This is a genomic window from Candidatus Merdisoma sp. HCP28S3_D10 (assembly GCF_052065835.1).
Taxonomy (GTDB): Bacteria; Bacillota; Clostridia; order Lachnospirales; family Lachnospiraceae; genus Laedolimicola.
Map to the genome: position 1 here is coordinate 268,997 of NZ_JBQHTG010000001.1, position 18,724 is coordinate 287,720.

General features: G+C 53.4%; 18 protein-coding genes and 1 pseudogene. 2 read left to right on the top strand and 17 right to left on the bottom strand.

All coding sequences use genetic code 11. The annotated features are described in order from the left end of the window. Positions 1 to 31 precede the first annotated feature (31 nt). From ACTNCH_RS01165 to ACTNCH_RS01205, 9 genes and pseudogenes are all read right to left on the bottom strand, one after another. Positions 32 to 1,381: an acetyl-CoA carboxylase biotin carboxylase subunit gene (locus tag ACTNCH_RS01165; protein WP_441015526.1), complete on the bottom strand. Its 1,350-nt coding sequence runs from the start codon at positions 1,379 to 1,381 to the stop codon at positions 32 to 34. Positions 1,382 to 1,391: 10 nt separating this feature from the next. Further along, complete coding sequence (gene fabZ, locus ACTNCH_RS01170) at positions 1,392 to 1,820, bottom strand: 3-hydroxyacyl-ACP dehydratase FabZ (protein ID WP_441015524.1); 429 nt, start codon at positions 1,818 to 1,820, stop codon at positions 1,392 to 1,394. Between the two features lie 2 nt (positions 1,821 to 1,822). Beyond that, positions 1,823 to 2,269, bottom strand: a complete 447-nt coding sequence (gene accB, locus ACTNCH_RS01175) for an acetyl-CoA carboxylase biotin carboxyl carrier protein (RefSeq protein ID WP_441016132.1) — start codon at positions 2,267 to 2,269, stop codon at positions 1,823 to 1,825. Positions 2,270 to 2,284: 15 nt separating this feature from the next. Further along, a pseudogene (gene fabF / locus ACTNCH_RS01180) lies at positions 2,285 to 3,517 on the bottom strand (beta-ketoacyl-ACP synthase II); the annotation flags it as partial. Positions 3,518 to 3,545: 28 nt separating this feature from the next. After that, entirely contained in the window at positions 3,546 to 4,289 is a 744-nt protein-coding gene (gene fabG / locus ACTNCH_RS01185; RefSeq protein WP_441015522.1) for a 3-oxoacyl-[acyl-carrier-protein] reductase, read from the bottom strand. Next, on the bottom strand, positions 4,286 to 5,197 hold the full coding sequence (gene fabD / locus ACTNCH_RS01190) for an ACP S-malonyltransferase (RefSeq protein WP_441015520.1): 912 nt from the start codon (positions 5,195 to 5,197) through the stop codon (positions 4,286 to 4,288). The genes fabG and fabD overlap by 4 nt, the downstream gene beginning before the upstream one ends. Continuing rightward, a complete protein-coding gene (fabK, locus tag ACTNCH_RS01195; protein ID WP_441015518.1) occupies positions 5,190 to 6,128 on the bottom strand; it encodes an enoyl-[acyl-carrier-protein] reductase FabK in 939 nt (312 codons plus the stop codon). Before fabK ends, fabD begins: the two co-directional genes overlap by 8 nt. 29 nt (positions 6,129 to 6,157) lie before the next feature. Next, entirely contained in the window at positions 6,158 to 6,382 is a 225-nt protein-coding gene (gene acpP, locus ACTNCH_RS01200; RefSeq protein WP_441015516.1) for an acyl carrier protein, read from the bottom strand. Between the two features lie 19 nt (positions 6,383 to 6,401). Further along, the gene (locus ACTNCH_RS01205; RefSeq protein ID WP_441015514.1) at positions 6,402 to 7,391 is read right to left on the bottom strand and encodes a beta-ketoacyl-ACP synthase III; all 990 of its coding nucleotides are present in this window, start codon (positions 7,389 to 7,391) and stop codon (positions 6,402 to 6,404) included. A gap of 193 nt (positions 7,392 to 7,584) precedes the next feature. Between ACTNCH_RS01205 and ACTNCH_RS01210 the strand changes: the two genes are divergently transcribed. Beyond that, positions 7,585 to 8,571, top strand: coding sequence for a guanosine polyphosphate pyrophosphohydrolase (locus ACTNCH_RS01210; protein WP_441015512.1), 987 nt, complete (start codon positions 7,585 to 7,587; stop codon positions 8,569 to 8,571). Positions 8,572 to 8,741: 170 nt separating this feature from the next. On the opposite strand, the gene ACTNCH_RS01215 is transcribed toward ACTNCH_RS01210, so the two are convergent. From ACTNCH_RS01215 to ACTNCH_RS01230, 4 genes are all read right to left on the bottom strand, one after another. Next, positions 8,742 to 9,734: an ABC transporter permease gene (locus ACTNCH_RS01215; protein ID WP_441015510.1), complete on the bottom strand. Its 993-nt coding sequence runs from the start codon at positions 9,732 to 9,734 to the stop codon at positions 8,742 to 8,744. A 2-nt stretch (positions 9,735 to 9,736) separates the two neighbouring features. Further along, positions 9,737 to 10,834, bottom strand: coding sequence for an ABC transporter permease (locus ACTNCH_RS01220; RefSeq protein WP_441015508.1), 1,098 nt, complete (start codon positions 10,832 to 10,834; stop codon positions 9,737 to 9,739). Next, on the bottom strand, positions 10,827 to 12,359 hold the full coding sequence (locus tag ACTNCH_RS01225) for an ABC transporter ATP-binding protein (RefSeq protein ID WP_441015506.1): 1,533 nt from the start codon (positions 12,357 to 12,359) through the stop codon (positions 10,827 to 10,829). Before ACTNCH_RS01225 ends, ACTNCH_RS01220 begins: the two co-directional genes overlap by 8 nt. A 106-nt stretch (positions 12,360 to 12,465) precedes the next feature. Then, positions 12,466 to 13,713, bottom strand: coding sequence for a BMP family ABC transporter substrate-binding protein (locus ACTNCH_RS01230; protein WP_441015504.1), 1,248 nt, complete (start codon positions 13,711 to 13,713; stop codon positions 12,466 to 12,468). A gap of 270 nt (positions 13,714 to 13,983) precedes the next feature. Here ACTNCH_RS01230 and ACTNCH_RS01235 point away from each other — a divergent pair, with 270 nt between their 5' ends. Further along, positions 13,984 to 14,955: a calcium/sodium antiporter gene (locus tag ACTNCH_RS01235; protein ID WP_441015502.1), complete on the top strand. Its 972-nt coding sequence runs from the start codon at positions 13,984 to 13,986 to the stop codon at positions 14,953 to 14,955. 56 nt (positions 14,956 to 15,011) lie between these two features. On the opposite strand, the gene ACTNCH_RS01240 is transcribed toward ACTNCH_RS01235, so the two are convergent. From ACTNCH_RS01240 to ACTNCH_RS01255, 4 genes are all read right to left on the bottom strand, one after another. Then, positions 15,012 to 16,733 carry a recombinase family protein gene (locus ACTNCH_RS01240; RefSeq protein WP_441016129.1) on the bottom strand — a complete coding sequence of 574 codons (1,722 nt, stop codon included), beginning with the start codon at positions 16,731 to 16,733 and terminating at the stop codon, positions 15,012 to 15,014. After that, positions 16,714 to 16,944: a helix-turn-helix domain-containing protein gene (locus tag ACTNCH_RS01245; protein WP_031473414.1), complete on the bottom strand. Its 231-nt coding sequence runs from the start codon at positions 16,942 to 16,944 to the stop codon at positions 16,714 to 16,716. Before ACTNCH_RS01245 ends, ACTNCH_RS01240 begins: the two co-directional genes overlap by 20 nt. A gap of 90 nt (positions 16,945 to 17,034) precedes the next feature. Beyond that, positions 17,035 to 17,220, bottom strand: coding sequence for a hypothetical protein (locus tag ACTNCH_RS01250; RefSeq protein WP_031473412.1), 186 nt, complete (start codon positions 17,218 to 17,220; stop codon positions 17,035 to 17,037). Between the two features lie 16 nt (positions 17,221 to 17,236). Then, positions 17,237 to 18,526, bottom strand: a complete 1,290-nt coding sequence (locus ACTNCH_RS01255; RefSeq protein WP_031473410.1) for a plasmid recombination protein — start codon at positions 18,524 to 18,526, stop codon at positions 17,237 to 17,239. Positions 18,527 to 18,724: the final 198 nt, after the last annotated feature.

An 18,724-nucleotide genomic window follows, 5' to 3' on the forward strand; every position in this document is an offset into this window, starting at 1 on the left:
ATGAATACGTCTGCTCCTCTATCTCCTTAACCTATGAATACTTCTGTTCCCGTTGGTTGATGAACTCAATATCCACATTTCCCTTCCGGAAATCCTCGTCCTCCAGGATTCCGTACTGGTAATTCACATTGGTGTCCACGCCCTCGATGATGACCTCCCCCAGGGCGCTCTCCATCTTCCGGATCGCCTCGCCCCTGGTTCTGGCCCAGACACTGATTTTCGCGATCATGGAATCGTAATAGGGCGGAATCGTATAGCCGCTGTAGATAGCGGAATCGATCCGGATGCCCTTGCCGCCGGGCAGATGGAGTCCTGTCACCGTACCCGGGCAGGGACGGAAATTCTCCTCCGGCTTCTCCGCATTGATACGCACCTCGATGGAATGGCCGCTCACCTGCACCTGATCCTGGGTGATCCCAAGCCTTTTTCCCGAAGCGATCCGAAGCTGCTCCTTGATGAGATCGATCCCGGTGATCCACTCGGTCACCGGATGCTCCACCTGAATCCGGGTATTCATCTCCATGAAATAAAAGTTTCCGTTTTTTTCCAGCAAGAACTCAATGGTTCCGGCGTTTACATAGCCTGCTGCCTTCGCGGCCCGCACCGCCGTCTCGCCCATCTTCCGGCGCATTTTCTCGGAAAGGGCAGCGCTTGGCGCCTCTTCAATCATCTTCTGGTGATTCCGCTGAATGGAGCAGTCCCGCTCCCCCAGATGAATCACATTTCCAAAGCTGTCCGCCAGAATCTGAAATTCAATATGACGGGGATGGGTGATGAAATGCTCGATATACATGGAATCGTCGCCGAAGGCCTGACGGGACTCCGTCTGGGCCAGCAGAAAATTCTTCTCAAATTCCTCCGGATTTTCCGCCACGCGCATTCCCTTGCCGCCGCCGCCCAGAGCCGCCTTAATCATGACCGGATAGCCGATACGGGCCGCTTCCTCGGCGCCCTTTTTCGGATCAAAAACGGCTTCTTCAGTACCCGGAATCACCGGAACGCCCGCCGCCGTCATGGTATTACGGGCCTCCTGCTTATTGCCCAGTCTCGCAATCACGTCGGAGCCGGGGCCTACGAAGATAATCCCGCATTTCTCGCAGAGCTCCGCGAACCGGCTGTTCTCGGATAAGAGACCGAAGCCCGGATGGATAGCGTCCGCGCCAGAAATAATCGTGGCGCTGATGATTTTCTCCATGGACAGGTAGCTGTCCGCCAGAGACGCCGGGCCGATACAGATCGCCTCGTCCGCCAGCTTGGCGTGGAGCGCCTCCCGATCCGCCTCGGAATAGACGGCCACCGTCTCGATTCCCATCTCCCGGCAGGCCCGGATGATACGCACCGCGATTTCCCCGCGGTTTGCCACAAGCACTTTCCTAATCATACGAAACTCCTTATCCAATCATAAAGGTCAGCTCCGCGCGGACCACGACCCGGCCGTCCACGCTGGCCACGGCCTCGCCTACACCCACCGGGCCCTTCCGCCGGATGATTCGGGTCTCCAGGCGAAGCTTGTCACCGGGAACCACCTTTCCCTTAAATTTACATTTATCAATGGCCCCGAAATACGCCGTTTTTCCCTGATTTTCCGGCAGGGACAGGATCGCCACCGCCCCTACCTGAGCCAAGGCCTCCACGGTCAGCACGCCCGGCATAACTGGCTCCTGGGGAAAATGACCTGCGAAAAAGTCCTCCCGGTAGCTGACGCATTTATAGCCTGTGGCGAATTCGCCGGGCTCGTAATCCTCGATGTAATCCACCAGCAGAAAGGGGTGGCGGTGGGGAATGATTTTTTTGATTTCATTAATATCCAGATGTTTCATTCCTACGCCTCCTCCACCAGAAACAGCGGCTGTCCGTACTCTACGGCCTCTGCGTTCTCTGCGCAAACCTTGCGGATTACGCCGTCGTAATCGCTGGTAATCTCATTCATCAGCTTCATGGCCTCTACGATACCGACCACCTGGCCCTTCTTTACCCAGTCTCCCGGCTTTACAAAGGGTTCCGCGTCCTCTGCCGGGGCGGTATAAAAGACGCCCACCAGAGGAGACGCGATTTTCTTCGTCTCTGCTTCCGGAGCTCCGCCTGCGGCTTCCGGACGCTCTGCCGCTTCCGCCTCTATCATCTCGACACTTCCGGTCTCCCGGCTCACCTGTATTTTCTGCTTCTTCTTTTCCAGCTTCAGCTTTATTCCGTTCTGCTCATAGACAAAGCTGTCCAGGTTGGAACCGGAGACCCGGTCAATGAGCTGTAACATCTGATCAAATTCCATTTTTTTCCTCCTACCCTGGTACTTTCCGATGAGCAGGCAGGCGTTGTGGCCACCGAAGCCCAGCGAATTGGTGAGGGCATAATGAATCTCTTTTTCCACCGGAGCGCCGATGGCATAATTGAGATCGCACTCTTCGTCGGTTTCCCGGGTTCCCATGGTCTGATGGATATAATTTTCCTCCACCGCCTTAACGCAGACTACGAACTCCACGCCGCCTGCCGCGCCCAGAAGGTGTCCGATCATGGACTTGGTGGAATTCACCACCACCGAATCGGCCGCTGCTCCGAAAGCCGCCCGGATCGCCCGGGTCTCATAGAGATCGTTATGGTGGGTCGCCGTACCGTGGGCGTTGATATACTCCACCTGCTCCGGCTTCACGCCGCCCTCCTGCATGGCCAGCTCCATAGCCTTAGCCGCGCCGCTTCCGTCCTCACAGGGGGAAGTGATGTGGAAAGCGTCGCCGGTGGCTCCGTAGCCTGCCACCTCCGCGTAAATATGCGCGCCCCGCTTAAGGGCATGCCCAAGCTCCTCCAGAACCACCACACCTGCGCCCTCGCCCAGCACAAAGCCGCTGCGATCCTTGTCAAAGGGAATGGACGCCCGGGCCGGGTCTGTCTCCGTCGTCAGGGCTGTCAGGGCCTGGAAGCCCGCCACGCCCGTGGGACAGATACAGCTCTCCGCGCCGCCTGCCAGCATAATATCCGCGTCGTCATACTGGATAGCCCGGAAGGCGTCGCCGATACAGTGGGTGCCGGAAGCACAGGCGGTCACCACATTGGTGCATTTGCCCCGAAGCCCCAGCTGAATGGAGATATTGCCTGCGGCCATATTGGAAATCATCTTGGGCACCATCAGGGGATTGACCCGCTTTACATTGCCCTTCAGAATCTTTTCATACTCCGTCTCCACCGTCTCCAGGGAGCCGATCCCGGAGCCTACGATCACGCCGGCCCGGAACGGATCTTCCTTCTCCATGTCGAGTCCCGCGTCCGCAAAGGCCTCCTTTGCCGCCGCCACCGCGTACTGGACAAAGGGCTCCATCCGCTTCGCCGCCTTGGGATCTATCCGGTCTGCCGCCTTGAAATCCCGGACCTCAGCTGCCAGCTTTACCTTGTATTCCTCTGTATCAAAACGGGTAATCTCACCGATTCCTACCTTTCCCTCCCGGATTCCCTTCCAGAATTCCGGTACGGTATTTCCGATGGGGGTCACTGCGCCCAGTCCCGTTACAACCACTCGTCTTTTCATTGATCCTGTACTCCTCTTGTCTGCCCTGTTACATCACCATGCCGCCGTCTACGTTCAGCACCTGTCCGGTGATGTAGGCCGCGTCGTCGGAAGCCAGAAAGGCTGCTGCCTTCGCTACCTGCTCCGGTTTTCCAAATCTTCCCAGCGGAATCTGTCCGCTCATCTGCTCCTTCACCTTATCGCTGAGCTTGTCGGTCATATCTGTCTCGATAAAGCCCGGGGCAATGGCGTTGACCGTGATTCCCCGGCTTGCCAGCTCTCTGGCCGCCGTCTTCGTCATGCCGATTACGCCCGCCTTGGAGGCCGCGTAATTGGTCTGGCCCGCGTTGCCGGTGATTCCCACCACAGAGGCCAGATTGATGATCCGGCCCTCCCGCTGCTTTAACATCTGCCGGGATACGAAACGCATGGTGTGGAAGGTTCCCTTCAGATTCGTGTCAAGGACTGCGTCAAACTCTTCCTCCGACATCTTCATCAGCAGATTGTCCCGGGTAATGCCTGCGTTATTCACCAGAATATCGATCCGCTTATATTTCTCCAGCACTCCGCTGATAAGCTGCTCGCAGGCCGCGTAATCCGCCACATTGCACTGCCAGGCCTCCGCCTGTCCTCCGGCCTCTGTGATGGCTCCTACCGTCTCTGCTGCCGCTGTCTCAGAGCCGTTGTAATTGACGATGACAAAGGCTCCCTCTGCCGCCAGCTCCCGGGCGATGGCCCGGCCGATTCCTCTTGACGCGCCTGTCACCAGGGCGATTTTTCCTTCTAACTTCATTGCGCGATTCCTTTCATATCCTCCCAGGAGGAAATATTATATACCCTCACATCCGGGTTTATCTTCTTTAAAAAGCCTGCCAGTGTCCGGCCCGGGCCGATTTCCACAAAGGTATCTGCCCCGTCCGCGAGCATAGCCTCCACGCTCTGCTGCCACCGGACGGAGGAGGATACGCCCCTGGCCAGAAGGTGAGGGATCACAGCCGAATCCGTCACCCGCTCCGCCGTCACATTGGCGTAGTAAGGTACCTCTAACTCATGAAATTCCACCTTCGAAAGCTCCTCCGCCAATTCCTCCCCGGCACTCTTAAGAAGGGGAGAATGGAAGGGGCCGCTGACCTTTAAGGGAACCACCCGTCTGGCTCCGGCTGCCTTCAAAGCCTCCGCCGCCTCCCGGACGCTTCCGGTTCTTCCGGTTACAACCAGCTGTCCCGGACAATTATAGTTGGCGATGGTGACGCCCTCAAGGCCTGCCAGCACCTGCTCGACGGCCTCCGTCTCCATCCCCAGCACCGCGCACATGGAACCCTCTCCGGCCGGAACCGTATGGGCCATCAGAAGCCCCCGCTTCCGCACCAGACGGACCGCGTCCCGGGCGCTCATACCGCCTGCCGCCGCAATCGCCGCGTATTCTCCCAGGCTTAAGCCCGCCGTCAGATCCGGCCTATAGCCGCGGCTTCGAAGCTCTGCCGCAATCGCCAGGCAGGCAGCCACCAGACAGGGCTGGGTGTATTCCGTCTGATGGAGATCTTCATTTTCCGTAAAGCAGAGGGTTCTAAGGTCAAAATCCAGAGCCTCCGCCGCTTCGTCAAAAACTGCCCTTGCCGCAGCGCTTTTTTCGTAAAAATCCTTTGCCATGCCCGCTTTCTGGGCTCCCTGTCCCGGGAACATCCATACAGTCTTACTCATACTGCGCCGCTCCCTTTAAGATTTTTCCGGTCTCCGCCATGATAGTTTCGATGACCTCCTTACAGGGAAGCTCTGCCTTCACCAGTCCGGCAATCTGTCCGGACATGACGCTTCCGGTCTTCACGTCGCCCTCGACCACGGCCTTTCTCAAGCCGCCCAGCGTCAGGTACTCCAGCTCCTCCGCTGTAGCTCCCGCCGCTTCCAGTTCCAGATATTTCTTGGTCATTTCATTGCGGAGCGCCCGGACCGGATGTCCGGTGGTTCTGCCGGTGACGCGGGTGTCGATATCCCGGGCCTTCAGTACCTTTTCCTTATAATTCGGATGCACCTGGCATTCCGTGGTCGCTACAAAGCGGGTTCCCATCTGTACGCCCTCCGCGCCCAACATCAGGGCCGCAGCCACGCCTCTGCCGTCCGCGATACCGCCTGCGGCAATGACCGGAATATTCACGGCATCTACCACCTGGGGCACCAGCGCCATGGTGGTACTCTCGCCTACGTGTCCGCCGGACTCGCAGCCCTCCGCTACCACAGCGTCCGCGCCGCAGCGCTCCATTCTCTTTGCCAGGGCCACAGAGGCCACCACCGGAATCACCCGGATTCCCTTGGACCTCCAGAGCTCCATGTACTTCTCCGGATTGCCCGCTCCTGTGGTTACTACAGCCACGCCTTCCTCCGCAATCACCTGTGCCACCTGATCCGCGTAGGGACTCATCATCATTACATTGACGCCGAAGGGCTTGTCTGTCAGCTTCTTGGTCTCGCGGATCTGATCGCGCACCCACTCCGCCGGAGCGTTGGCCGCGCCGATGATGCCGAGTCCTCCGGCCTTCGACACAGCCGCCGCCAGATGATACTCTGCAACCCAGGCCATACCGCCCTGAATCACCGGATATTTGATTCCCAGTAGTTTCGTTATTCTTGTCTGCATCCTCTTGTACCCCTGCCTTATTCTTCTGCTTATTTGTGGCTCTCGATGTAATCCATCACGTCCTTTACGGTCTCCAGCTGCTCCAGATCCTCGGAAGGAATCTCCATATCGAACTCCTCCTCCAGAGCCATTACCATCTCAAAGAGATCCAGGGAATCTGCCTTCAGATCCTCCTTAAAAGAAGCCTCCATGGTGATTGCGTCCTCTTCTACATTCAGGTTCTCCGCTACAATTTTCTTAATCTGCTCAAACATCGTTCTGTTCTCCTTTTTTTTATATTTTTTGTTGTTCGTTTTTTTTCCACTCGGTCACAGCCGCTCCCCAGGTCAAGCCGCCGCCAAAGCCGGCCAGCACCAGCCGTTCGCCTTTTTTCAGCTCTCCGCTCCGGTTCAGCTCGTCCAGAAGAATCGGAATCGAGGCCGACGAGGTGTTGCCGTACTCCTGAAGATTCATGGAGAATTTCCCAAGGGGCTCCTGAAGACGCTTTGCCACCGCCTCTACAATGCGCCGGTTGGCCTGATGGAGCACATAATGAGAAATATCTTCTTTACGAAGCCGGTTCTTCTCCAGAACCTCCTCGATGACCTGCGGAACTCTGCGGACCGCAAATTTAAATACGGCCTGACCGTCCATCTTCATCCAGGCGCTGTCCGTCCCCGCTTCCTGCCGGAAGGGACCGCCCGCATGGAGACTTTCAAGCGTCAGGGCCTCTCCCGCCGCGCCGTCGGAATAGGCCGCCGGAAGAAAGCCACTTCCTTCCTCTGCCTCCACCGCCACAGCGCCCGCTCCGTCTCCAAAGAGAACGCAGGTGCTCCGGTCGGTCCAGTCGGTCAGCCGGGAGAGACATTCGCTTCCGACAATCAGGGCTTTTTTCGCCAGTCCCGCGGCCATGTAGGCGCATACGGTATTCCAGGCTGCCACAAAGCCGCTGCAGGCCGCGCTGATATCGAAGCAGAACGCAGTTCCGGCTCCGATGGCCGCCTGCACCTCACAGGCGGTACAGGGCATGATCCGGGTCGGGGAAATGGTGGAAACCACAAGTAAATCCAGCTCCCCGGCCTCCATACGGGCGTCCGCAAGGGCCCGCCGGGCCGCCTTCGCCGCAAGGGATACGGTGGTTTCCTCCACCGCGATATGCCGTTGTCTGATTCCGGTACGCTCCTGAATCCACGCGTCGCTGGTATCCACTAGCTTCGTCAGATCCTCGTTGGTAAGAATCCGGCCCGGGACGCAGGAACCGGTTCCTTTGATTACTCCTGTCATAGGGGTGCCTCATTTTCTTCTTTTTTCGATTCACGTATCGCCTTTCGCGATGACAAAAGAGATTGTAGCAGATGAAAACGGGGCGTGAACTTTACAAAAAAGGAAGTTTTGTAAGAATTTTTCCTTTTTTCTCAACTATTGAATTTCTTGTCCTGCTGGGGTATGATGTAAGAAAACCATTTAGGAGTATTCCATGATTACATTGAACGATTATCTGTATTCCGGCGATACGGTGATACGGATTATAAAGAAATATAAACGGGATCTGGCGGCGGAAGCGGCTGTGACGGGCAATGAAATCGACCGGATCCACTGCGATTTTCTCCAGAGCATTCTGGATCTTCTGGAGCATAATGAATTCCTGACCGCCCAGTCCCAGCGGATCCGGGAGTTCTACCTGTATATGGCCAAAGAATATCCCTGGCTTGCCTTCACTTTTAAGGGCCGCATCAAGTCCCTGATCCGGGCTGAGGAAAAATTCAACGGCTATATCGTCAAGGATATTTATAAATATTATGTGGCAAATGGGGAATATCCGCCTGTGGAGGAGCTGCGGAAGCGGCTGGTGAAGTTCCGGGATCTGATCGCCTACCGCATTGTCATCTCCATGCCCCGGTGCCATCTGGAAGAAGGCCTTAATCGGACTGAAGAAGAACTGAAATGTCTCTATGAGATCGCCAACACTCTGCCGGGCTTCCTTGTGGAACGGGGTTTTACTCCACAACCCACCGGCGGCGTCAAGCGAAGCTGCTCTCCCCTTCTGACGGAGGAAAACCGGGCTTATTACCGGGATTATATCTCCAATGAAAACCAGTCTGATTATCAGTCCCTGCACATTACTTTCTATGACAACAGCGCGGGCTGCTATATGGAGGTTCAGATCCGGACGAAGGAAATGGACGACACGGCAGAAATTGGAATTGCCAACCATATGGCTTATGAGAAGCGCCAGGAACGGGAGCGTGCCAGACGGCACAGAATTCCCAAGGGCGAATGTATCTGGTTTGACGAGGCCTATGAACGGGGTATGCTGCTCCAGCAGCTTGACCTGTCCAAGGTGGACGTCAATATGTTCGGAGCGGCTAACAACAGCCTGATCAATGATGGCTGCGGCCTGTTCCGCGGGCGGCAGATCCTGCCGTATGAGCATTTGTCGCGCTTTCAAAACGATCAACTATAAAAGTACAAAAAGCGGGCAGATTTCCAATATCCAGATGTCCGCCTTTTCGAGACAGCGGTATGAATGGGACGGACTTTAGTCCGATCCAGGCATACCGATGTAACGAGAAACGGGCGAACATGGGATATGGAAACGGCCCGCTTTATTTTTACCGTTTTATGGCTACTCTTCTAGCGTTCCTCGCGGAAGTACGGAAGGCCCAGGCCCTCAGGCGGCTGGTTCTCCCGCTTGCTGCGGACGCTGGTGGCGATCAGCACTACCAGGGTCACCACGTAGGGAATCATCTTGTAAAGTTCCTGCAGCTCCATGTGATCCATACCGGTCGGTATATACAGATACAGGATATACAAACCGCCGAACAGGAAGGAAGCCAGAATACTTACATTCGGTCTCCAGATGGTGAAGATAACCAGGGCGATAGCCAGCCAGCCTCTGTCACCGAAGGCGTTGTTGGACCAGACGCCGCAGGCGTAGTCCATCACGTAGTAAAGGCCGCCCAGTCCCGCGATCATACAGCCCACACAGGTGGCGATATACTTATATTTGGAAACGTTGATTCCCACCGCGTCGGCGGTGTTTGGATTCTCGCCTACGGCCCGCAGGTGCAGTCCTTTTCTCGTATGGTTCAGGAAATAGGACGCCGCCAGGGCAATGATGACTGCCAGATAGGCCAGGAAGCCATAGGATAAAAACAGCTTGCCAAAGGCTCCCAGCTTTGACGCGAAGGGCAGGGCTTTGCTGAAATAGCCGCTGGTGGCGGTCAGGGTAATGGAGGGCACGTCTGTGTCCACCAGTTTAATCAGGGAACCGCCGAAAAAGTTACCGAAGCCCACGCCGAAGGTGGTCATGGCCAGACCGGTTACGTTCTGGTTGGCCCGCAGGGTAACGGTCAGGAAGCAGTAGATCAGTCCCATAATCAGAGATCCCAGAAGGCAGCATACCATGGGAATCAGGATCGCAAGCGTAGGGTTAAGCTCCGTGGCGGAATGCTCATAAAGGAAGGAGCCGATGACACCGCTGATGGCGCCCACGTACATGACGCCGGGGATTCCTAAATTCAGGTTACCGGATTTCTCGGTGATGATTTCTCCGGTGCTTCCGTACAGAAGCGGAATTCCCTGTACAATGGCTCTCGGTATAAACGCAAGTAAAAAATTCCACATGATTACTGTACCTCCTTTTCTGCTTTCTTACGGAACTGCAGCTTATAGCTGATGAAGAATTCACAGCCGATGATGAAGAACAGGATGATTCCGGTCAGGATATCGGCGAAGGAATGGTTCAGGCCAAAGGCGGTGGAGATCTCGCCCGCGCCCCGATCCATGAAGATAATCAGGAAGCTTGCCAGTCCCATGGTCAGCGGGTTGAATTTTGCCATCCAGGATACCAGAACGGCAGTGAAGCCCTGTCCGCCAGCCAGGGTAGTGGTGATGGTGTGGTTGATACCGCCCACCAGCAGAAGGCCTACCAGGCCGCACACCGCGCCGGAAAGGAGCATGGTACGGATAATAACCTTCCCGACCTTGATTCCCACGTATTTGGCTGTATTCTCACTCTCTCCCACGACAGAAATCTCATAGCCCTGCTTGCTGTAATTCAGGTAGATATACATGACCAGGGTGACTGCCACCGCGATCAAAATGCTTAAGAGATATTTGGATCCGAAGATCTGGGGAAGCCAGCCCGCGTTGGTATTCTGGTTGATGATACCGATTTTACCGGATCCCTTGGGAACCTCCCAGACGATGGTGTAGAAGGCCACCAGCTGGGTGGCGATGTAGTTCATCATCAGGGTGGACAGGGTCTCGTTGGTATTCCATTTTGCCTTGCAGAAGGCCGGAATGAAGGCCCAGAACGCGCCTGCCGCAAGGCTCGCCAGCACCATGCAGAGTATTAGGGCCGCGTTCGGCATCTTGTCACCCAGGCAAATCATGCAGGCTCCGGCGGTCAGACCACCGATGAGCACCTGTCCCTCGCCGCCTATATTCCAGAACTTCATTTTGAAGGCCGGAGTCAGAGCCAGGGCAATCAGAAGCAGAATCGCGATATTCTGTAGGGTAATCCAGGTCTTCCGCTCGGTGCCGAAGGCTCCCGCGAAGATGGACTTATATACCTCGATGGGATCGATTCCCGTGGTAATAGTAGTCAGGATTCCGCAGAGCACTAGGGCCAGGACGATGGCCACTGCCCGGATTCCCACTGCCTGGTACCAGGGAAGGGCGTCTCTTTTTACGATATGAAAAAATGGCTCTTTTTTATTCATGGCTCTCCTCTCCTCCTACCTGGGTCATCATCAGGCCGACCTCATTCTTATCTGTCTTGCGGGCGTCCACAATGCCGCTGACCTGTCCGCCGCAGAGTACCATGATCTTGTCACAGAGTTCTACCATTACATCCAGATCCTCGCCTACGAAGATGACGGCTACGCCCTTTTTCTTCTGCTCATTGAGCAAATCGTAAATGGTGTAAGAGGAATTGATATCCAGGCCTCTTACCGCATAGGCGGTCAGCAGTACGGTGGGGGCGGAGGCAATCTCACGGCCTACCAACACCTTCTGTACATTGCCGCCGGACAGCCTGCGGACCGGAGTCGAGATATCCGGCGTCGCTACCTCCAGCTCCTTTACCACGGCCTCTGCCAGCTTTCTGGAGGGTCTGCGGTTGGTAAAGGGGGATTTTCCTCTCCGGAAGCTACGGAGCATCATGTTGTCTGCCAGATCCATATTGGCTACCAGACCCATGCCCAGACGATCCTCCGGTACGAAGGACAGGGACACGCCCATATCCGCGATTTCTAAAGGATCCTTGCCAAGCAATGGCTCTGCGTGGCCGTCGTCCTCCAGATACTCGATGGTTCCGGACTCCACCGGCTGCAGGCCTGCGATGGCCTCCAGAAGCTCCTTCTGGCCGCAGCCGGAGATACCTGCGATTCCCAGGATCTCGCCGCTCTTGGCCGTAAAGGATACGTCCTTTAATTTCTGGATGCCGTCCTCGCTGCGGACTGACAGATCCTTTACCACGATACGGGGCTTCACATTGACCGGATCCGGGCGCTCGATATTCAGGGTCACCGGGCGGCCCACCATCATATTGGTCATCTCGGTTACATTCGTATCCTTGGTCGCCATGCTTCCGATATATCTGCCGTCCCGGAGGACTGCCACCCGGTCAGACAGAGACTCCACCTCGTGCATTTTGTGGGTAATGATGATAATCGCCTTGCCGTCGTCCCGCATTTTCCGTAATACGCGGAACAGCTTCTCGGTCTCCTGAGGCGTCAACACAGCGGTAGGCTCGTCCAGAATCAGGATATCCGCGCCGCGGTACAATACCTTTACAATCTCTACGGTCTGCTTCTGGGATACCGACATATCGTAAACTTTCTGCTTCGGGTCTACCTCGAAGCCGTATTTCTCACAGATTGCCTCGATCTTCTTCGAAGCCTCCCGGATATTCAGCTTTCCCTCCAGACCCAGGATAATGTTCTCTGTGGCGGAGAGGACGTCGATCAGCTTAAAATGCTGGTGCACCATACCGATACCTAAGTTCAGAGCGTCCTTGGGGGTCTTGATGACCTCCTCCTTTCCGTTGATAAAGATCTGCCCCTCGTCCGGATAGTAGATTCCGGCCAACATATTCATCAGAGTGGTCTTTCCGCTTCCGTTTTCTCCCAGAAGCGCCAGAATCTCTCCTTTGTAAATGTCGAGATTTACCTTCTCATTGGCGATTACCGAGCCAAAGGTCTTTGTAACATTTTTCATTGAAACTGCGGCTACTTTGGTTTCCATCTTTTGTTTCCTTTCTGTAAAATGAATCAAAAGGACGGCGCGGCATGGCTGCTGCGCCGCCCTGTGCTTTTTACTTAAGGCTTAAGCATTCAGGCTTTCAGTATGATTAGAATGCGGTATCCAGAAGGTTGATGCCGTCGATATTTACGTTGAAGTACGGAGCGGAACGGTACTCAGACTCATGGAAGTATCCGTCGCTTACCACTTCATGATCCGGTGTGTAATCTGCATCGGTATCTACGTCTGCCTCGTAACTGGTCAGCTCCTTGCCCTCTACGGTAAAGGTAGCTGTATCGAATACATGCAGATCACCGGACTCGATCTTAGCCTTTGCCTCGTCGATGGCTTCCTGTGTTCCCTCTGCGACTGCGCTTCCCAGGGTGCTCAGCTCTACAGAACCGGTTGCCAGGGTTCCTGTCCAGTCAGCGTCGATGGCCTCTCCGTTTGCTACGCAGTTGATTGCGTACTCAAAGTACGGCTCCCAGTTTACTCTGGAGGATACCAGGAAGGTGTTCGGGCATGCGCTCTCGGTGCTTCCGTTGTAGGATACGTTTGGTACGCCTGCGGTCTCACATGCGGTCGGAGCTCCCATAGAGTCTGCATGCTGGCTGATCAGAACACAGCCGTTCTGGATCAGCTTGTTTGCTCCCTCTTTCTCTGCTGTCTCATCGTACCAGGAACCCGTGAAGGTTACTTCCATGGTAGCGGTCGGGCATACGGAACGTGCGCCCAGGAAGAAGGATGTGTAACCGGAGATAACCTCTGCGTAGGTAAATGCTCCGACGTAACCAATCTTAGCCTGCTCTGCGGTAATATCGCCATTGTCAATCATCTCATTCAGCTTCATGCCTGCGGCGATACCTGCCAGGTAACGTCCGTCATAGATGGAAGCGAATGCGTTGTGGAAATTGTCCAGATTCTCTGTATGCGCCTTGGTTCCGGTTGCGTGGCTGAACTGTACCTCCGGATACTCCTTGGCTGCCTCGATCATGTAATCCTCATGTCCAAAGCTGTCTGCGAAGATGAAGTTGCAGCCTGCGTCTGCCAGCTCGCATGCTGCCTCGTAGCACTCCTGGCCCTCCGGAATATTGGTCTTGGTCATGTACTCGACGCCCAGCTTCTCGCAAGCCTCTTTTGCGGCGTTCATGAAGTTCAGGTCATATGTGGAATTCTCATCGTGCAGGAAGATAAAACCTACCTTGACATCTGCCAGGGAGGCCTCTCCCTCTGTTGTGGTGGACTCTGCGTCTGTCTTGGTGTCTGCAGAAGCCTTGTCAGAAGATCCGCCGCAGCCTGCCAGCATGCCGACGGTCATAGCCAGTACAGTAATGAGACTAAGTACTCTCTTTTTCATAACGTTCCTCCTATTTTTTTCCGTTATCAGCAATGTTGAGTTATGTGTTTTTGTATAGAATCTCAACAAACACCAGTATATACTCGACGCTCTCCCTTTGTCAATATATTTATTAAAAATCAGTAAAATTTTCATTTATTTATAAGTTGTGCTTATATATTTCATGATGCCGCCTTATAATAGAAAGAAAACTGGGGACTATTGACATTTTTTTCTCCCTCTGCTACCATGTACCCAATATAAAAAGCATTCCATAAGGGAGTATTTATTATGAGCACAATGTTACAGAGCGTACCCTTCGCTGTGGTACTTTTACTGGTCGGTTTTGTATTTCTGGTCAAAGGCGCCGATGCCTTTGTGGAAGGCAGCAGCAGCATTGCCAAGCATTTCCACGTACCGTCCCTGATCATCGGCATGACCATCGTAGCCATGGGAACCAGCCTGCCGGAGACGGCGGTCAGCGTCACTGCCTCCATCGCAGGCAGCAATGCCCTGGCAATCAGCAACGCCGTAGGCTCCAACATCTTCAACCTGATGGTGGTAATCGGCGTCTGTGCCGCCCTGACGCCTGTGGCGGTACAGAAAAGCACCCTGAAAATCGATTTTCCGTTTTCCGTGTTCTGCGCCTTCCTGCTTCTGGTGCTTGGCCGGAACCGAATGATACTGACCCGGGTAAACGGACTGCTTCTCACGGTGCTGTTTGTTTTCTTTCTTCTGTATATGATTCGATCCGCCCAGCATTCCATGAGCAGCGAAAGTTCGGAGCTTACCGGGGAAGCGGCGGAAATGAAAGTCATGTCCGTACCGAAAAGCCTTATTTTCATCGTCATCGGTATCACAGCCATCACCTTTGGCAGCGACTGGGTTGTGGACGGCGCCAAAACCATCGCCGCGGCCTTCGGTATCAGCGAGAACCTCATCGGACTTACCGTCGTGGCCTTCGGAACCAGCCTGCCGGAGCTTATGACCTCCATCGTGGCGGCCCGCAAGAATGAGGTCGATATGGCCCTGGGCAACGCCATCGGCTCCAACATCTTCAACATCCTGATGGTGCTGGGTATCGCCGCGGCCCTGAATCCTATTACCTTTATCCGGGAAAATATCATCGACATCATCGTCCTCATCGGTTTCAGCTTCATCGTGTGGCTCATGGCCTGGACCAGACGGAAGCTCAGCAAGCCGGAGGGACTGGTGATGATCCTACTGTACGCGGGATACGTGGTCTACATCTGTATCAGATAAAGTATCGGAGGTTTTACCCATGCTGCTTCAGGCTCTGGCACTCATTCATCATATTACTACCATGCTATTCGGCATTTTCTGTCAGCCTTTTTTCTCGGCGTGAAGCAGGGCAGGAAAAACATCCTCCTGCTGCTTTCGACAGTTGTTTCAGTTTCCAAGGGAAGTTCTTTCACTTCCTCGCCATCAACAGGCACAGGGAAATTGAATACGATCTTCTTTATCCAGCTGCCGTCTTTCCTTTTCTCCGGGAACATTTCAATTCGCTCGATAAAGGCTTTCATAAACTCTTTCTGTTCCGCTTCCGTTGCGGAATGGTAGACTTCATCAAATGCCAGTAAGAGCCGATAGATATTGTCGCCGGAGATTTTCTCCTGCTGAATGCTGCGGATTTGGCTTTGCAATTCCCCAATCTGAACTTCGATATCCTCTATGGTATCATACTGCTCATCATAGCGGCGCTGCAAGTCCAAAATCTTTCTGTCATAGTGGGCATCGTTGATGTCCAAGGTGTCCATCTGACGCTCCAAGCGGCTTTTTGTTCCAAAGGCTTGCTTTAACTGACCTTGCAGAACGGCGATCTGCTTTTCCATATCCTCTGTATCAACTGCCGAGCCGATTTTCGCCTGAATCGCTTCTACAAACCGAGGATTGTTGACCATAGCGGATATAATCTTTGCCACAAACTTATTGATTTCCGTCTGCTCGATATTCAGTCGGAAGCTGCACTCATGCCCGGTTGGTGTTACTGTGTTTTTACAGTAGTAATAATATCTTGTTTTCTTGTCCTTGCTGTGAGCCTTGGCGATATTGCCATACATACTCTTTCCGCAGCATGGACATTTCAGAATACCGGACAGGATATGTGCGTGATCTGGATTATTGACCTTTTCCCGCTTAAAGGAATTGATCCTGCGCTTTTCCTGTGCCAAATACCAATCTTCTTCCGAAACGATTGCTTCGTGTTGCCCATCATAAATAGGGAACTCTGACTGCTCAACCACGTGCATCTCGTTTCTTGTACCTTGCTTCTTTTCCGTCCTGCGTCTGCCATAGGCTATCTTACCCATGTAAACAGGATTGTCCAGTACGTCCTGCACGAAGCTCCTTGAAAATCCGGGAATGGTATTGTTCTGCCGCAGCTTCTTGACAAAGCCATTGCGATTCAGGTATTTTGCAACTCCAGCAACCCCCTCGTTGGTGTGAATATAACGGTCATAAATAACACGGATTACTTCCACTTCATCCTCGGCAATAACAAGATCGCCGTTTTCCAGACTATATCCATAAGGGGCAAATCCGCCGTTCCACTTGCCCTCACGAGCCTTTTGCTCCCGTCCTGCCATTGTTTGGGTGCGGATATTCTCTCGCTCGATTTCTGCCACCGCAGACAGCACGGAAATCATCAGTTTTCCGGCGTCCTTAGAGCTGTCAATGCCATCCTCCACGCAGATCAGATTGACACCGAAATCCTGCATGAGCTGCAAAGAGTTCAGAACATCCGCTGCATTTCTGCCAAATCGGGAAAGCTTAAAGACCAGCACATAGGAAACGCCGTCTTTGCAGTCCTGAATGTCATTCAGCATCCGTTGAAAATCCTGCCGTCCTTGGATGTTCTTTCCGGAAAAGCCCTCGTCAGAATACTCCCCCGCAATAACCATATCTTCGTATGCCGCATACTTCCGCAGTTTGTCACGCTGGGCATCCAAGCTGTACCCGTCAACCTGCATAGAGGTGGACACTCTTGTATAAAGATAGCATTTAGTTTGTTTCTTTTTCAGAATCGCCACCTCCCTCATCCATTTCTTTTACCATAAGTCCCTCGTTGCGGATATAATACTCCAAAAGCCACAGCACATAATCCGGTGCATGGCGGTTATCCAATTCCCACTCGGTCATAGTCCGGTAAGGGATATGGACGAGCTTGCAAAAATCTTTCCGGTTCAGTCCTGTACTTTCCCGCAACTTGATAATTCTGTTCTTACAATCCATCTGTCTTTTCTCCATTAAAAACAAAAATACACGTTGCGTAATCATTATAGCATAGCTACACCGAATACGCAACGTGTAAATTGTAAATTTTTACGCAGCCTTATTCGTCAAAGGCTGCGCTTGATTTCTTTCCTCGGAATGCTCTACTTTCTGCTGGGCATCCTGTTCCAATTTATCCAAAACCTGATGTCCGTATTTCTGGAGCATCTGGCTCATAACATCCACACAGCGGACAAATGCCGCATTATACTTTGCATCCTCATAATATTTCTTCAATAGGCAGTTACCTCCATCAAATTTCCATGTCCTGTCCACGCTTGCGGGCAGGTGCTTTGTGTTCCTGTGTTTCCTTTCCTCTGGCGAGGATAGAATTGATAAAAGCCCAAACCTTTTCGGATGCAACTTCCAGTGCATCAAGGAAAGGCTGGGCTTTCTGTTTCAATTCCTGATATTTTTTATTTGCTTCTTCACATCGCTGCTTCCAAATGGATGCAGACTTTTGAGCCGATTCCAGTTTCCCTTTCAATCGCTCATTCTCTGCATTGATGATAATGCCATTGGTGGCATAGCGTTTCAGCGTGTCACATTCATCCGGTGTCAGCGTGATATTGTTTCCGAATTTAACTTTCTTACCCATCGCTTCAATATCCTGCACCGTCAGAGCAACGGTCTTTACTGCCTTGGTTTCCTTTTGCAGAGCTTCCAGTTTCTTTTTCTGTTTCTCTGTGGCAGCCTTGGCATCCTCCAAACTTTGTTCTGCCTGTGCCACCTGTCCGGTCACAGCTTCCAAACGCTGCTGCTCTGCCTGCACCTTAAACTGTGTCACCGTCAGATGTTCTTCAGTGCTGCCACGTTCTCCACGCTCCACATCGTCATATCCGGCTGCACGCATGAACTGAAAGAAGTCATCCTGCAACACACTGTAGGATGACTTCAATATCTTTTTTCCTTTTGCGTTAATCATGGGATTACCGTTTTCGTCAAGCACCGGCTTGCAGTCCCATTTCTTACTTCGACTGACCTGCGTGATCGTTTCCTTTACGGTTCCCCGGAGGGCTTCATCCTTACACCGCTTCGACCAAAGGATCTGCTTTTCCACCACAGGGATATAAACCACATGAAGATGGTAGTGGTACACATCCTCGCCCAGCGCTTCGGACATTGCCTGGTTGCGTTCATCGGCGTGCATCACAGCGGAGAGGATATACTGTTCACCGCCCACGATCTCCACAGCGGCTTTATAGGCATCGGCATAAAACTGTTTTGCAAATTCATAGCCGCCGTGGTTATAGAAGTAAGCGGAGTTCACATCAAAAACTAACTCGCCGTATTTAACTGCGTCCGGTTTCAGACCTCTGGTAGAGATGATCTTGTCCTGCTCCATCTGCTCAAACATTTTTACATAATCATCGGTAGGAGCTTTGAAATGGACATTCAGGGTCGTGCGTTCCGGCACAATGTCCTGATTGCTGTAGCTGTCCTTTTCACGCTCATTGTGTTCCTGTATTTTTGCTACATCGTCCGGAGTTTCCAAGTCCTGATTCCGGGCTACGGTGCGGTCTATTCCATCATTTCTTGCCATAGATTTTTTGTCCTTTCTTTGAGATTTGCAGACAGCGGGGAGCTACGGAGAGGCACTTTTTCAAAGTGTAATAACCCACTATAACACTTTCATCCATACTGGCTGCAAAGTGCCGTGGGCTCTCCGAGGGCTCTCCCGAGGGGGAGTGCGGTCGCTGCGGCGACCTCTGCTGACCAAGGCGAAAATGTCTGCAACTTT

Coding starts and splice junctions, on each gene's coding strand:
- accB (WP_441016132.1), bottom strand. CDS start 2,269: ATGGAATTTGATCAGATGTTACAGCTCATTGACCGGGTCTCCGGTTCC.
- acpP (WP_441015516.1), bottom strand. CDS start 6,382: ATGTTTGAGCAGATTAAGAAAATTGTAGCGGAGAACCTGAATGTAGAA.
- fabK (WP_441015518.1), bottom strand. CDS start 6,128: ATGCAGACAAGAATAACGAAACTACTGGGAATCAAATATCCGGTGATT.
- ACTNCH_RS01220 (WP_441015508.1), bottom strand. CDS start 10,834: ATGAATAAAAAAGAGCCATTTTTTCATATCGTAAAAAGAGACGCCCTT.
- ACTNCH_RS01165 (WP_441015526.1), bottom strand. CDS start 1,381: ATGATTAGGAAAGTGCTTGTGGCAAACCGCGGGGAAATCGCGGTGCGT.
- fabZ (WP_441015524.1), bottom strand. CDS start 1,820: ATGAAACATCTGGATATTAATGAAATCAAAAAAATCATTCCCCACCGC.
- ACTNCH_RS01235 (WP_441015502.1), top strand. CDS start 13,984: ATGAGCACAATGTTACAGAGCGTACCCTTCGCTGTGGTACTTTTACTG.
- ACTNCH_RS01245 (WP_031473414.1), bottom strand. CDS start 16,944: ATGGATTGTAAGAACAGAATTATCAAGTTGCGGGAAAGTACAGGACTG.
- ACTNCH_RS01205 (WP_441015514.1), bottom strand. CDS start 7,391: ATGACAGGAGTAATCAAAGGAACCGGTTCCTGCGTCCCGGGCCGGATT.
- ACTNCH_RS01215 (WP_441015510.1), bottom strand. CDS start 9,734: ATGTGGAATTTTTTACTTGCGTTTATACCGAGAGCCATTGTACAGGGA.
- ACTNCH_RS01230 (WP_441015504.1), bottom strand. CDS start 13,713: ATGAAAAAGAGAGTACTTAGTCTCATTACTGTACTGGCTATGACCGTC.
- ACTNCH_RS01225 (WP_441015506.1), bottom strand. CDS start 12,359: ATGGAAACCAAAGTAGCCGCAGTTTCAATGAAAAATGTTACAAAGACC.
- fabG (WP_441015522.1), bottom strand. CDS start 4,289: ATGAAGTTAGAAGGAAAAATCGCCCTGGTGACAGGCGCGTCAAGAGGA.
- ACTNCH_RS01210 (WP_441015512.1), top strand. CDS start 7,585: ATGATTACATTGAACGATTATCTGTATTCCGGCGATACGGTGATACGG.
- ACTNCH_RS01255 (WP_031473410.1), bottom strand. CDS start 18,526: ATGGCAAGAAATGATGGAATAGACCGCACCGTAGCCCGGAATCAGGAC.
- fabD (WP_441015520.1), bottom strand. CDS start 5,197: ATGAGTAAGACTGTATGGATGTTCCCGGGACAGGGAGCCCAGAAAGCG.